Origin of the sequence: Nocardioides sp. Bht2, assembly GCF_047308515.1 — a bacterium.
Taxonomy (GTDB): domain Bacteria; phylum Actinomycetota; class Actinomycetes; order Propionibacteriales; family Nocardioidaceae; genus Nocardioides.
This window is the reverse complement of the sequence record NZ_JBLBWI010000010.1, coordinates 81,061-94,080: the sequence shown is the minus strand read 5'-3', so window position 1 is coordinate 94,080 and position 13,020 is coordinate 81,061. Positions and strand designations below refer to the sequence as shown.

General features: G+C 69.9%; 11 protein-coding genes. 7 read left to right on the top strand and 4 right to left on the bottom strand.

From position 1 onward, the window contains the following. Positions 1–12 precede the first annotated feature (12 nt). Both ACLM5J_RS13660 and ACLM5J_RS13655 read left to right on the top strand, forming a co-directional pair. Positions 13–630: a DUF3000 domain-containing protein gene (locus ACLM5J_RS13660; RefSeq protein ID WP_413656977.1), complete on the top strand. Its 618-nt coding sequence runs from the start codon at positions 13–15 to the stop codon at positions 628–630. Continuing rightward, complete coding sequence (locus ACLM5J_RS13655; protein ID WP_413656976.1) at positions 627–1,880, top strand: HRDC domain-containing protein; 1,254 nt, start codon at positions 627–629, stop codon at positions 1,878–1,880. The genes ACLM5J_RS13660 and ACLM5J_RS13655 overlap by 4 nt, the downstream gene beginning before the upstream one ends. Positions 1,881–1,997: 117 nt before the next feature. Here the strand turns inward: ACLM5J_RS13655 and ACLM5J_RS13650 are convergent, their stop codons facing one another. Further along, complete coding sequence (locus ACLM5J_RS13650) at positions 1,998–3,401, bottom strand: ABC transporter substrate-binding protein (RefSeq protein ID WP_413656975.1); 1,404 nt, start codon at positions 3,399–3,401, stop codon at positions 1,998–2,000. Positions 3,402–3,561: 160 nt separating this feature from the next. On the opposite strand from ACLM5J_RS13650, the gene ACLM5J_RS13645 reads away from it, so the two are divergent. Both ACLM5J_RS13645 and ACLM5J_RS13640 read left to right on the top strand, forming a co-directional pair. Beyond that, entirely contained in the window at positions 3,562–4,287 is a 726-nt protein-coding gene (locus ACLM5J_RS13645) for a hypothetical protein (RefSeq protein ID WP_413656974.1), read from the top strand. 38 nt (positions 4,288–4,325) lie between these two features. Further along, a complete protein-coding gene (locus ACLM5J_RS13640) occupies positions 4,326–4,727 on the top strand; it encodes a hypothetical protein (RefSeq protein ID WP_413656973.1) in 402 nt (133 codons plus the stop codon). Positions 4,728–4,856: 129 nt separating this feature from the next. On the opposite strand, the gene ACLM5J_RS13635 is transcribed toward ACLM5J_RS13640, so the two are convergent. The 3 genes from ACLM5J_RS13635 to hrpA all read right to left on the bottom strand — a co-directional run bounded on the left by ACLM5J_RS13635 (position 4,857) and on the right by hrpA (position 10,131). Next, a complete protein-coding gene (locus tag ACLM5J_RS13635) occupies positions 4,857–5,249 on the bottom strand; it encodes a type II toxin-antitoxin system PemK/MazF family toxin (protein WP_413656972.1) in 393 nt (130 codons plus the stop codon). 303 nt (positions 5,250–5,552) lie between these two features. Then, the gene (locus ACLM5J_RS13630; protein ID WP_413656971.1) at positions 5,553–6,140 is read right to left on the bottom strand and encodes a hypothetical protein; all 588 of its coding nucleotides are present in this window, start codon (positions 6,138–6,140) and stop codon (positions 5,553–5,555) included. 46 nt (positions 6,141–6,186) lie between these two features. Next, positions 6,187–10,131 carry an ATP-dependent RNA helicase HrpA gene (gene hrpA / locus ACLM5J_RS13625; RefSeq protein WP_413657028.1) on the bottom strand — a complete coding sequence of 1,315 codons (3,945 nt, stop codon included), beginning with the start codon at positions 10,129–10,131 and terminating at the stop codon, positions 6,187–6,189. An 80-nt stretch (positions 10,132–10,211) separates the two neighbouring features. On the opposite strand from hrpA, the gene ACLM5J_RS13620 reads away from it, so the two are divergent. From ACLM5J_RS13620 to ACLM5J_RS13610, 3 genes are all read left to right on the top strand, one after another. Then, entirely contained in the window at positions 10,212–10,715 is a 504-nt protein-coding gene (locus tag ACLM5J_RS13620; protein ID WP_413656970.1) for a hypothetical protein, read from the top strand. A 149-nt stretch (positions 10,716–10,864) separates the two neighbouring features. Then, positions 10,865–11,581, top strand: coding sequence for a response regulator transcription factor (locus tag ACLM5J_RS13615; protein ID WP_413656969.1), 717 nt, complete (start codon positions 10,865–10,867; stop codon positions 11,579–11,581). Beyond that, positions 11,578–13,014 carry a sensor histidine kinase gene (locus ACLM5J_RS13610; protein ID WP_413656968.1) on the top strand — a complete coding sequence of 479 codons (1,437 nt, stop codon included), beginning with the start codon at positions 11,578–11,580 and terminating at the stop codon, positions 13,012–13,014. The genes ACLM5J_RS13615 and ACLM5J_RS13610 overlap by 4 nt, the downstream gene beginning before the upstream one ends. The last annotated feature ends 6 nt before the right edge of the window (positions 13,015–13,020 follow it).

Below are 13,020 nucleotides of genomic sequence, written 5' to 3'. Positions count from 1 at the left end.
TACCCTGGAGACATGGTCGTCGGTCATCAGGCGCGCCCTGCCCCGGGCGCTGGACCGCAGCCCGCGTTGTTCACGTCGGCTGCGGCATCCATGAACGCCGCTCGACTGCGCCCGGAGATCGAGAGCGAGCCGATGCCGGCACCGCAGCGGATCGCGCCCTACGCCACCGCGCTCTCGGCCGACGTCGTCGTCGACGACGAGGATCTCGGCACCGGCCGGTTGATCCTGCTGCACGACCCGGACGGCAACCAGGCGTGGGGCGGCGAGTTCCGTTTTGTCGCCTACGCCCGCGCTGAGATCGACCCGGCGCTGGTCGTCGACCCACTTCTCGGCGAAGTCGGCTGGAGTTGGCTCACCGACGCCCTCTCAGCCCACGGCGCGGCGTACACCGCAGCCTCCGGCACGGTGACCCGTGTCGCCGTCGAGAACTTCGGTGCGATGGCCGATGAAGAGCGCAGCGCCCAACTCGAGGTGCGCGCATCCTGGACCCCGGAGGTCCCCGATTCGGGCGACGTCCGGGCACACGTAGAGGCATGGGGCGAACTGTTGTGTACCTCGGTCGGCCTTGAGCCGGTCCCCGACGGCGTGACGTCGATGTCGTCGCGGCGTCCCGGTGGTTCAGCGTCGTGAGTACGCCACCCGAAGAGCCCACTGTCGACGACAAGCCGCCCGCCCCGCTGCTCACCCTGAGCGACGGACTCGGACCGGTGATCGACACGCCCGCCGGTCTTGCCGACGTGGTGGACCGCTTCGCGGCCGGCCACGGTCCGGTCGCCGTCGACGCCGAACGGGCTTCTGGCTACCGCTACTCGGCGCGCGCCTACCTGATCCAGCTCCGCCGTGATGGTTCCGGCACGGCCCTGATCGACCCGACCATGGTCGGCGAGATGGGGGCGCTGCAGGAGGTGATCGGCAGCACGGAATGGATCCTGCACGCCGCCACCCAGGACCTTCCCTGCCTCTCCGAGGTCGGGCTCCACCCCGGCAGCCTCTTCGACACCGAGCTGGCCGGTCGGCTGCTCGGCTATCCGAGGGTCGGTCTGGCCACGCTGGTGGAGACCGCCCTGGGCCAGGCGCTGCGCAAGGAGCACTCCGCCGTCGACTGGTCGAAGCGCCCGCTGCCCGAACCGTGGTTGGAGTACGCCGCCCTCGACGTCGAGCCGCTGGTCGCGCTCCGCGAAGCGATGCGTGCCGAACTCGACGAGGCCGGCAAGAGCGAATGGGCCCGCCAGGAGTTCGACTTCCTGCTCGGCTTCGAACCCACCCAGCGCGCGGAGCCGTGGCGACGGACCTCGCAGCTGCACCGCGTCCGCAGCCGCCGCGGGCTGGCCGCCGTCCGTGAGTTGTGGATCGCCCGCGACACCATCGCCGCGCACCGCGACGTCACCCCGAGCCGCTTGATCCCCGACGCCGCAATCATCGCGGCCGCCCAGGCGATGCCGACCGACCGCGCCGCCCTGTTGGCCACCCCCGGCTTCACCGGCCGCGGCGCCTCGCGCCATGCCCGGGAGTGGATCACCGCGATCCGCGAAGCTGCTGCCCTCGGCGAGGACGAACTGCCGGCGCGCAACGCCCGCAACGACGGACCGCCGATCCCGCGGGCCTGGGCCGAGAAGGACCCGGAGGCCGGTCAGCGCCTGGCGTTGGCCAAGGAGGCGATGACGGAGCTCTCCGAGCACGTCTCGGTGCCGACCGAGAACCTGCTCACCCCGGACACCATGCGTCGGGTCCTGTGGACGCCCCCGGACGCCGCGGCCAGCGACCTGGTCACCGCCGTCGGCGAGGCGTTGAACGGTTACCGGGCGCGCCCGTGGCAGGTGGAACTCACTGCACCGCTCCTGGCCGAGGCGATCCTCAGCGCTCGCGCCGCGACCGCCTGAGCCGGCACGGCTGAGCGCGTCACCAGCTCGGTTCGCAGCGAGAACGCTGGTACCCGTCAAACGCGAAGCGCGCACCCACCATCAGGTGGATGCGCGCATCGTTGCGTCACGGGTCCGTCAGCCTGACGGCGTCGGGCTGCTCGCCGAATCGTCGGACGGGTCACTCGACGGGTCCGTCGTGGCGCCGGTCGACGGGCTCTGCGAGGGCGACTCCTCGACCGGCGCGAGCACCGTGCGGGAGAGTTCGTCGACCTCCTCGGTGGCGGCCTGGAGATCCTCCAGCACGCGGGCGTAGAAGAGCTGGTGCAGGTGCGGGGCGAGCAACTGCTCCAGGTCGCCCCAGACCTCGAGGGCCGGCGGCGTCACGATGTCGCGCACGGAGCGGTTGAACACCTCGGCGTGGGCCGGGAGCTGGTCGCGCTGCAGGAACGCGTCGGACTCGGCCACCTCGTTGGAGGCCGGAACCAGGTAGCCCGCCTTCGCGACCTCGGAGACGGACTCCGGGGCCATCGCGTGCACCACGAAGTCGGCGGCTGCCGAGGTGCTGCTGGCCGACGCCGAGAGGCAGAGGCCCTTCACGTCACCGATGGTGCGTTCGTTGTCGATCGCCGGCATCGGCATCACGTCGAACTGCAGGCTCGGCGTCTTGCGCAGCTCCGGTACCAGGTTGCGGTAACCGGCGATCATGCCGAGCTTGCCGGTCTTGAACCGCTCCAGCGCGTCCATCTTCGCGAGCTGCTTCGGGGTCGGCGTCAACTGGTTGTTGCGCAACACGTCGAGCACCTCGGCCAGGGCCTCGCGGTCCGTCTCAGCGGAGAGCGTCAAGGAGGTCGGCTGCTTCGGGTCGTCGAAGAGTTCACCGCCACCCGAGTAGATGAAGGGTGCGATGCCCTCCAGCGTCGGGTCGATGTGGACGCCCTTCGCGCCGGGCCGGCCGGCCGCGAACTCCGCCGCGGCTGCGAACTGACCGAAGGTCCAGAAGGCGTGCGAACGCGGCGTCGGCAGCTCGGCCTCCCGCATCGCCGCCCAGTCGATCAGGTTGGTGTTGAAGTAGATGACCATCGGCGAGACCGCGTACGGCATGCACTGCAGGCGGCCCTCTTCGGAGAAGGCCATCAACGCGTCCCGCTTGTAGTCGTCGCCGAACGCGACGTCGCGGGCCGCCAACAGCTCGTCAAGCGGCTGGTTGAGCTTGTCGGAGACCACCGTGCCGAGATCCTGGCGCGACAACAGGTAGATGTCGGGCGGCGTCTCGCTGCGCAGCGCCCGCACCACACTCTGCTCGTTGTCGACGGCCTTGAAGGAGACCTTGACCTTCGGGTTGTCTTCGTTGAACTGCGCGACGGTGCCCTTGAGCGCCTCGACCTCCTCAGCAGCCCCGTAGGCCATGAAGGTGAGCTTGACCGGCTTCTTCGCGGTGCCCTGTGGGTCCTTGGGCGGGGTGCCTGTGTCAGCGGAGCAGCCAGCGACTGCCGTTGCCACAAGCAGCATTCCGGCTGCCATCAATGCCCGGGTCTTCACGCCCTGTTGCCCCTCACTGGTGGTTCCTGATTCCCCGACACGATAGCGGTCTATGTCGACTTCCTTGGGCCGAAGACCCTGCTTGGGCTGCTGTATGAGACATCAACCACGCCCGCGCGTCCCTTTCAAGCAGTCGCGAACCTCGCCTATGTTGGACGATATGAGCCTTCCCCTTCGCGGCCTTGCCAGCCTGGCCACCGCCAGCGTCCTGCTCCTCTCGGTCGCTGCCTGCGGCGACGACGACAAGGGCGACTCCGCCGGCTCCGACCAGCCGACCAACTCCTCGCAGCGCCCGGCCGCCACGCCGACCGACACCCCGACGTCGGCCTCCTCGGAGCCGACGACGGCACCAAGCTCCACCGAGGGCACCGTCGCGCCGCCGGCACAAGGGCTGGCCGCGCACCTGTTGCCGGCCGAGGCGCTGCCCGCCGTCGGCACGGGTACCTGGACGGTGAGCGAGACCGGCTCCGACGACGGTGAACCGTTCGGCGAGTGCGGGCGGTTCTCCCTGGTCGATGTCGGCGCCACCGAGACCGTGGTCCGCGAGTTCGACGCCGGCGAGGGCGTCAGCGCCGAGCAGTTGGTCGCCGAGTTCCCCGACAAGAAGTCGGCCTGGCGGGTGCACCAGGTGCTCAAGTCGTGGCACAAGGAGTGCGCCTCTAACCCCGACGTCGCCAAGGTCAGCCCGCTGAGCAACGTTGAGGCGCCCTCCGGCGTCGCGCAGAGCTACCTGGTCACCGGTAAGGACCCGCAGGAGTTCGAGGGCGTGGCGATCAACCGGGTCGGCACCCTGATCAGCATCGCGCTGATCGATGTCGAGGGTCAGGCCTGGCCGAGCGACGACCCGCTGGCCGCTACCGCGAAGGCAGCCGCTCCCCTACTCTGAGATTCCGCGCTGCCCGTCTGAGAGATCGGAGTGTGCCGATGATCCGCATGCTGATCCGCGCCGCCGTCTTCCTGGCCTCGGCCGCGATCGGAATCCTGGTGGCCTCCGCGCTCCTGGACGACGTCCGGATCAAGGTCTCCGGCTTCTTCGCCGTCGTGGTGATCTACTCGGTCCTGCAGCTGGTGATCACCCCGTTCGTGATGAAGATGGCCGCGCGTCACGCCTCGGCCTTCCTCGGCGGCTCCGGCCTGGTGGCGACGTTCATCGCGCTCCTGGTCGCCGTCGCCTGGGGCGATGCGCTCTCGATCTCGGGGATCGGCACCTGGATCGCAGCCACCGTCGTGGTCTGGCTGACCACCGCCCTGGCCACCCTCCTGCTGCCGTTCCTACTCGCCAAGGCCGGCGTCAAAGCCGCTGCGGCCCGCTCCGACGCCACCTAAATCTTCTCCACCTTTCCGAGATAGTCCCTGACGAAAAGCCCCTGAAATCGTCGATTTCAGGGGCTTTTCGTCAGGGACTATCGGGTGGGGACGGATGGGAAGCTTCAAATGGTCAGAGAGTTGGCGGGGTCAGATCGGGAGGTGCAGGCGGGCCTGGGCGACGACGGCGTCGAAGATCGGTTGCGGCAGCGCGGCACCCTCGCGGCGGACGGTGGTGTCCTCGATCCGTAGTAGGCGGTTGATCCGGACCTCGCTGGGGCGGCGCTCGCGGTCCCAGGCGCCGGTCCCGACATCCATCCACAACCGCCCGGCCTCCGCCTCCTGCGCCGCGTCGCGGTCATGGTCGACCGAGGTGAGCTGGAGCGCGAGCCAGAAGTCGCCGTCACGGGCCAACAGCAGCACCGGGCGGTCCTTCCCCTGGCTCGGATCCTCCTCGTAGGGGACCCACGCCCAGACCACCTCGCCCGGATCGGGCTCGCCATCGATCTCCGGCGAATAGCTGACTTCTGGTCCGTCGCTCATGCTCGGAGCCTAGTGTCCACGCTCGGCTTTTGAGGGAGCCGATCGGCACGTACGATAGGCACCGCACGCCGGACTGCGGCAGCCCCGGGTCCCAAAATTAGCCGCCTAGAGCGGCCACGCGCCGTGAGGCGCTCCCGGTCCGGCGTGCACTACCTTGCGAGGTCCCGACAAGCTCGACCAACGGGACTTGCGGGGTCTCGACAAGCTCGACCAACGGGACTTGCGAGGTCTCGACAAGCTCGACCGACGGAGCAAGCTCGACCAACGGAAACGACTCGACCAACGGGGCTTGCGGAGCGCTGCTTAGTGCAGGCTGCCGGCCAGCTCGTGACGAGCGGCCTCGGCGAGTTGCTCCCCCAGCGTGCGCATCTGGGTCGCCTGGGCGAGCTCCAACTGGGTCCGTCCGGCGGCCACCACCTGGGCGAAGGCAGCCGCACGCATCAGTACGTCGGCGAAATCGGTCTCGGCGATCCCGCGCAGCACGGCGTCCACCATCGCGCGGACCTCGTCGGGCCCCGGCGGATCGGCGACGCCGGCCACCACGTGGTCGACCTCCGCCACCCGCCGTCCGGTGTCGAACTGCAGCGCGGCCTCCAGCGGCTGGGCGTGCACCCATTCGCGGAGCAGGTAGAGCCGCCAGAGGCACCCGGCCAACGACTCCGCAGGCGAGCCCGCCCACAGGTCCGCCAACGCCTCCAACCCTTCGGCCTCGGCCAGGTGCACCACCCGGCCGATCAGCTCCTCGTCCTCGCTCCCCCGGGCACCGCGGACCAGCAGGGCGGCAGCACGCTCGGCGGCCTCGGTCACCAACGCCGGATCGGCACCGCCCTCGACAGCTTCGAAGAAGCCGTCACCGGGGGTGAGCGGGCGGTGGTAGGGGCGCGAAGTCACCGCACCACCTTACGCGCCTGCCGATAGCCGATCGTGCAGCGCGCGCTCAGCCCAGAGCCTTGCGGATCCGCGCGTCGGAGACCGACTCCTTGGTGCCGAGCTGCTGCGCCCACAACGAGACCCGGTACTCCTCCAACATCCAACGCACCTTGCGCAGGTCGGCGTCCGGCGGACGGCCCGGCGGCAGCGCGGCGACCCGGTTCAGGTAGGCGGACTGCAGTTCGCCGATCTGATCCATCAGCTGCCGGTCCCGGGCGACCTGGCTCTCCAGCTTCTCCCGGCGGACCAGCAGCGCACGCAGGTAGCGAGGCAGGTCACGCAGATGCGCCACCCCGGCGTCGACGATGAAACCTCGATAGACCAAGCGGCCCAGGTGGGCCTGGAGGTCGGTCAGCGCCGGCAGGGTGTGCAGGTCGGCCCGGCCACTCAACGCCCGATCGGCCTGGCGCCACAGATCCAGCACCGTGAAGACGTCGTAGAGGACCCCTCGGGTGGCGGCGACCAGATCCGCGTGCGAACCGATCCCAGCCAACAACGCCTGGTAGTCGGTTTCGGTGCGCACCGGTTTGCGGGCATCGATCGCCTGCAGCAGGACGGCGGCCCGGCAGTCGTCGAGCAGGTCGGCGTGGGTGGCGTAGGGCGAGCCCGCCAACTGCAGTTTCTCGGCGTTGCCGAGCCCGTCCAGGATCTCCTTGACCGGCGACCTGGTCTCGATCAGGAGCAGCCGCAGGACGCCGAGCCGGTGCCGGGCATCCTGCTCGGACGCCGACCCGAAGACCTGCAGGCCGACGCTCTCCCCCTCGTCGACCAGCGCCGGGTAGCCGCGCACCTCATGCCCGGCTCGGACCGTGGTGAACGACTTCTCGATCTCGCCGAAGGTCCAGCTCCGCTGCCCCGTCACGGTGATCCCCGAGTCCGCGGCGGCCTCCGCCATCGCGGCCGCGAACCTCGGCCGCAACGGCTCCTTGAGCGCCTCAAGGTCCTTGCCGCGGCCCTGCTCCCGGCCGGCTTCGTCGACGATCGAGAAGGTGGGCTTGAGGTGGTCGGGCACCTTGGCGTAGTCCCACGCCTCACGGGGCACCTGGACGCCGGTGGTCGAGCGCAACCAGCGCTCCAGCGCATCCAGCAACGGCTCCTCGCCGGCCGGAACCGCCGCGAGGAATTCACGGGCCCGGTTCGGGGCGGGCACGAAGTTGACCCGCAGCTGTTTGGGCAGGCTCCGCAACAGCGCGGTGACCAACTCTTCACGCAGCCCCGGAACGTTCCAGCTGAACTGGCCGCCGTCGACCTGGTTCAGGGTGCTGACCGGAACCTCGACGGTGACGCCGTCCTCTGCGGTGCCCGGCGCGAAGTGGTAGCTGAGGTCGAAGGTCAACCCGCCACCGTCGGTCGCGGCCTGCCAGTGCTGGGGATAGTCCGCGGCGCGGATCTCCTCGGCCGTGTCGTGGGTGAGCATGTCGGGGTCGAAGTCCAACAGCTTCGGCTGCTTCTGCCGGGCCCGCTTCCACCACTGGTCGAAGTGCGCACCGCTGACGACCTCGGCACCGATCCGCGCGTCGTAGAAATCGAAGAGCGTGTGCTCGTCGACGACGATGTCGCGGCGCCGCGCCCGGTGCTCCAACTCCTCGGCCTCGTCGAGCAATCGTTGGTTGTGGTCGTAGAACTTGTAGCGTCCCGACTCCAGCGCACGCCACTCGCCGTAGACCAGCGCGTGCCGGATGAAGAGCTCACGCGCCAACGCGACGTCGATGCTGCCGTAGTTGATCAACCGGTCGGCGGCCAGCGGAACGCCGTAGAGCGTCACCTTCTCGTGGGCCATCACCGCGGCCCGCTTGCTCGACCAGTGCGGCTCGGAGTAGCTGCGCTTGACCAGGTGCGCGCCGAGCCGCTCAGCCCACTCCGGTTGGATCGCGGCGTTCTGCCGTGCCCACAAGCGGCTGGTCTCGACGAGTTCGCCCGCCATCAGGAACTGCGGGTTCTTGCCCTTGAGCACCGAGCCGGGGAAGACCGCGAACCGAGCGCCCCGGGCCCCGAGGTACTCGCGGGGTCCGCGCCGCTGCGGCGCCTGCTTGCCGGGGGCAGGCTTCTCCCGCTCCTCCAGCAGACCGATGTGCGAGAGCAGGCCGGAGAGCAACGCCTGGTGGATCCCGTCAGCGTCCGGGACGTCGGCGGGCCGGCCGACCTCGATCTTCATCTCCTTGGCGACCTGACGCAGCTGCGACTCGAAGTCCTGCCACTCACGGACCCGCAGATAGTTCAGGTGTTCGCGCTTGCACATCCGACGGAACGCGCTGGAGGAGAGTTCCCGCTGCTGCTGTTTGAGGTGGCGCCACAGGTTGAGCCAGGTGATGAAGTCCGACCGGTCGTCGGTGAAGCGGGCGTGCAGCTGATCGGCCTGGGCCCGCTGCTCCTCGGGACGTTCGCGCGGGTCCTGCAGCGAAAGGGCCGCAGCGATCACCAGCACCTCGCGGGCACAGCCGGCCCGCTCGGCCTCCAGGATCATCCGGCCCAGCCGCGGGTCGATCGGCAACCGGGCGAGGCGCCGTCCGAGATTGGTGAGGCGGGGACCGTTGTGCCGCCGTCGCCCGCCGCGCGCGGGTGCGGACGCGGGTGCGGACGCGGGTGCGGACGCGGACGTCATACGTTCCGTGGGTGCGGACGCACCGTCCGGATGACGTCCGGCAGGCTCTGCGGAGCTGATCGCGCCCAGCTCCTCGAGCAGCTGGGTACCGGCGGTGACGTTCCGCTTGTCCGGCGGCTCCACGAACGGGAACCGGTTCAGGTCGCCGAGTCCGAGGGAGGCCATCTGCAAGATCACCGAGGCCAGGTTGGTGCGCAGGATCTCCGGGTCGGTGAACTCCGGACGAGAGTCGAAGTCCTCCTCCGAGTACAGCCGGACGGCGATACCCTCCGAGACCCGGCCGCAGCGGCCGGAGCGCTGGTTGGCCGAGGCCTGGCTAATCGGCTCGATCGGCAGACGCTGCACCTTGGTCCGCAGCGAGTAGCGGCTGATCCGCGCCACCCCGGAGTCGATCACGTACTTGATACCCGGCACCGTCAGCGAGGTCTCCGCGACGTTGGTCGCCAGCACGATCCGCCGGACCCGGCTCGACGTCGGCGGATGGAAGACCCGGTGCTGCTCGGCTCCGGAGAGCCGCGAGTAGAGCGGCAGCACATCGAGCAGTCCGTTCCGATCGATCGCGGTCAGCGCGTCGGCGGTGTCCCGGATCTCCCGCTCGCCGGGAAGGAAGACGAGGATGTCGCCGGGGCCCTCGGCACTGAGCTCGCGGACGGCGTCGACGATCGCCTCGGTCTGGTCGCGAACGACCGGATCGCCGTCCTCGTCGGCCTCGGGCAGCTCGACCAACGGGCGGTACCGGATCTCGACCGGGAAGGTGCGCCCGGAGACCTCGATGATCGGCGCGGGCTTGCCGGAGCGGTCCGCGAAGTGTTCGGCGAACCGCTCGGGGTCGATGGTGGCCGAGGTGATGATCAGCTTCAGGTCCGGCCGCTTGGGCAGCAGCCGCTTGAGGTAGCCGAGGATGAAGTCGATGTTGAGACTGCGCTCGTGCGCCTCGTCGATGATCAGGGTGTCGTACCGCTTGAGATCGCGGTCGCGCTGGAGTTCGGCGAGCAGGATGCCGTCGGTCATCACCTTGATCTGGCTGGACTTCGAGGTCCGGTCGGTGAAGCGCACCTGGTAGCCGACGACGTCACCGAGTTCGGTGCCGATCCCGTCGCTCGCCAGCTCCTCGCTGATCCGCTCGGCGACCGAGCGAGCGGCGATCCGGCGGGGCTGGGTGTGGCCGATCAGACCGTTGCTGCCGCGCCCGAGTTCCAGGCAGATCTTCGGCAGCTGGGTGGTCTTTCCGGAGCCGGTCTCGCCGGCGACGATCACTACCTGGTGGTCACGAATAGCCGCAGCGATGTCGTCTCTACGGGCGCTGACCGGAAGCTGGGGAGGATAGGAGATCTGCACAACGTGCTCGATTGTCCCCTACGAAGGCACCTCACAGCATCTCGGTAATCGGCACACAGCTGAACCACAGGTCCGCGAGCCACCGTGGGCGTATGACCGAACACGACGAGAACCGCCCACAGGGCGCCGTTCCTGGTCCCGCTGCGGGCACCTCCGATGGTGCGCCCGGAGCCCCAGGAACCGGACCGAACGACCCCACGACCGTCTTCGCACAGTCCCCCTCAGCCGCCGCGCAGCCGAGTGGCGAGCCCCCGGCCACGGGGCCGGCCAAGCCGCGGTTCCGGGAACGGGTCTGGAGCTGGAAGGCCTTGACGGCGTCCGCGCTGGCCGGGCTGATCATCGGCGGCGGCACCGGCGCCGCGATCGCCGCAGTGGCCTCGGACGACGGTGGGCACCATGACCGGCGCGGACAGTTCCAACCGGGCGAGGGCAGGCCGGGTGGCCCGGGCGGCTTCGGCCGCGGCGGCGACGGCCAGTTCGCCCCGCCCGGAGGCGGACAGATGCCGGGTCAGAACGACGGTCAGAGCGACGGCGGGAGCAACGGCGGGGGCGACCAGTCGACCCCGAACAGCGACTCCAGCACGAACCAGTCGTGACCGGACGGCCGACCGCCCGGGACGTCAAACGTTGCGAGGACCCACCTCCACAACACGCATGACGTCCCACCGGGAGGCGGCACCGCTTCACAGGAATCTCACAGCAAGCACACAGACCGATCACGGATCACCGGCGCAGAATCATAGGTATGACCGAGACTCCGCTGACCCGTGCCGACGGCTCACCTCTCCGCGTTCTGGTCGTCGACGACGAGGTGAACCTGGCCGAGTTGATCGCGATGGCGCTCCGGCTCGAGGGGTGGCAGGTGGACCAGGCGCACGCCGGCTCCGAAGCGGTCAGCACGGCACGGGCCTGCGACCCGGACGCGGTCGTCCTCGACATGATGCTGCCGGACTTCGACGGCCTCGAAGTACTGCGCCGACTCCGCGCCGAGCGCCCGGCGCTACCTGTCCTCTTCCTCACCGCACGCGACGCCGTCGAGGACCGGATCGCGGGCCTCACCGCGGGCGGCGACGACTACGTCACCAAGCCGTTCAGCCTGGAGGAGGTGGTGGCCCGGCTCCGCGCGCTGATGCGGCGGGCCGGCGCCCAGAGCCAGCAACGCACCGCCCTCCTCGCCGTCGGCGACCTCACCCTCGATGAGGATTCCCGCGAGGTGCGCCGCGCCGGGACCGAGGTACACCTGACCGCCACCGAGTTCGAGCTGCTCCGGTACCTGATGCGCAATCCGCGACGCGTGCTGTCGAAGGCACAGATCCTGGATCGGGTCTGGGCCTACGACTTCGGCGGGCAGGCGAACGTCGTCGAGCTCTACATCTCCTATCTGCGCAAGAAGATCGACGCCGGCCACGAGCCGATGATCCATACGATGCGCGGCGCCGGCTACGTCTTGAAGCCGGCATGAGACTCCCCCATTCGCTGACGGCTCGGCTCACCATCACCGCGGTGGCCCTGGTCGCCGTCGTCTCGGTGCTGCTCGGCGGACTGACCACGCTGGCGATGCGGTCGAACCTGACCGACCAACTGGACCGCGAGGTCAAGGCGTCCCTGCAGCGCGCCGTCAACGTGCGCCCGCCGATGCCACCGGCCGACCGCAACGGCGGCTTCGGCGATATGCCGCGCCAACAGGTCGGCTCACTGCAGGCCCTGATCGGCGACGACGCCAGCTTCGGCCAGGTGTTGGAGGAGGGCAGCGGCGAACGCGGCCGCGAGCAGCTCTCCAGCACCGCACTCAACCGCCTCGCAGAGCTCCCCGCCGGCAAGATCAGCACCGTCGAGGTCCCCGGCCACGGCCGGTACCGGGTCGCCGTCGTCGAGTCGGACGGGGTGCGGCTGCTCGCCGGGCTGCCCACCGACGAGGTGGACCAGTCGCTGGAGTCGTTGCTCTGGTCGGAGATCCTGCTGGGGCTCGGCGCGACCGCCCTGGCTGGGCTGGTCGCCTCTCTGTTGGTGCGCCGTCAGCTGCGCCCGTTGCGCGAGGTGGCCGCCACTGCTCACGAGGTCGCCGCGCTTCCTCTGGCCAGCGGCGAGATCGCCGTCCATCCCCGCGTCGACGACCGGCTCACCGACGAGAAGACCGAGGTGGGCCAGGTCGGCGCCGCGCTCAACACCCTGCTCAGCCATGTCGAGGAGTCGCTCGCCGCCCGACACCGCAGCGAGCAACAGGTCCGCCAGTTCGTCGCCGACGCCTCCCATGAGTTGCGCACGCCGCTGGCCACCATCAAGGGCTACGCCGAACTCTCCCGGCGCGCCCCGACCGACCCGACGACGACCACCGCCGCGCTGGACAAGGTCGAGACCGAGGCGGCGCGGATGTCCGGCCTGGTCGAGGACCTTCTGCTGCTGGCTCGGCTCGACGCCGGGCGCCCCTTGGAGACCGGCACGGTCGACGTGACCCGGCTGCTCCTGGAGTCGGTCTCGGACGCGCGGGTACTCGGCCCGGAACACCGTTGGCAGCTCGACCTACCGCAGGACGTCGTCGAAGCCGCGGGCGACGAGGAACGGCTGCGCCAGGTGGTCCGGAACCTGCTGGAGAACGCCCGGAGACATACCCCGCCCGGCACCACGATCGACGTCGGCGCCCGGCCGCCGGTGATCGCCGGAGGACCGGTCACCATCACCGTCACCGACGACGGCCCCGGCTTCAGCGAGGAGCTCTTGCCGAGCGCCTTCGAACGGTTCACCCGCGGCGACGCGGCCCGGCATCGGGGCACCGACCCGGGCGGCTCCGGGCTCGGGCTCTCCCTGGTCCGGGCGATCGTCGAGGCGCACGGCGGCGCCGTCGCGCTGAGCAGCCGACCCGGTCAGACCCGGTTCACGATCCGCCTGCCGAGTTGACCGGCG

Bases quoted from the DNA above. Each gene is read 5' to 3' on its own strand.
- ACLM5J_RS13610 (WP_413656968.1), top strand. From the start codon at position 11,578: ATGAGACTCCCCCATTCGCTGACGGCTCGGCTCACCATCACCGCGGTG.
- ACLM5J_RS13615 (WP_413656969.1), top strand. From the start codon at position 10,865: ATGACCGAGACTCCGCTGACCCGTGCCGACGGCTCACCTCTCCGCGTT.
- ACLM5J_RS13660 (WP_413656977.1), top strand. From the start codon at position 13: ATGGTCGTCGGTCATCAGGCGCGCCCTGCCCCGGGCGCTGGACCGCAG.
- ACLM5J_RS13640 (WP_413656973.1), top strand. From the start codon at position 4,326: ATGATCCGCATGCTGATCCGCGCCGCCGTCTTCCTGGCCTCGGCCGCG.
- ACLM5J_RS13635 (WP_413656972.1), bottom strand. From the start codon at position 5,249: ATGAGCGACGGACCAGAAGTCAGCTATTCGCCGGAGATCGATGGCGAG.
- ACLM5J_RS13620 (WP_413656970.1), top strand. From the start codon at position 10,212: ATGACCGAACACGACGAGAACCGCCCACAGGGCGCCGTTCCTGGTCCC.
- ACLM5J_RS13645 (WP_413656974.1), top strand. From the start codon at position 3,562: ATGAGCCTTCCCCTTCGCGGCCTTGCCAGCCTGGCCACCGCCAGCGTC.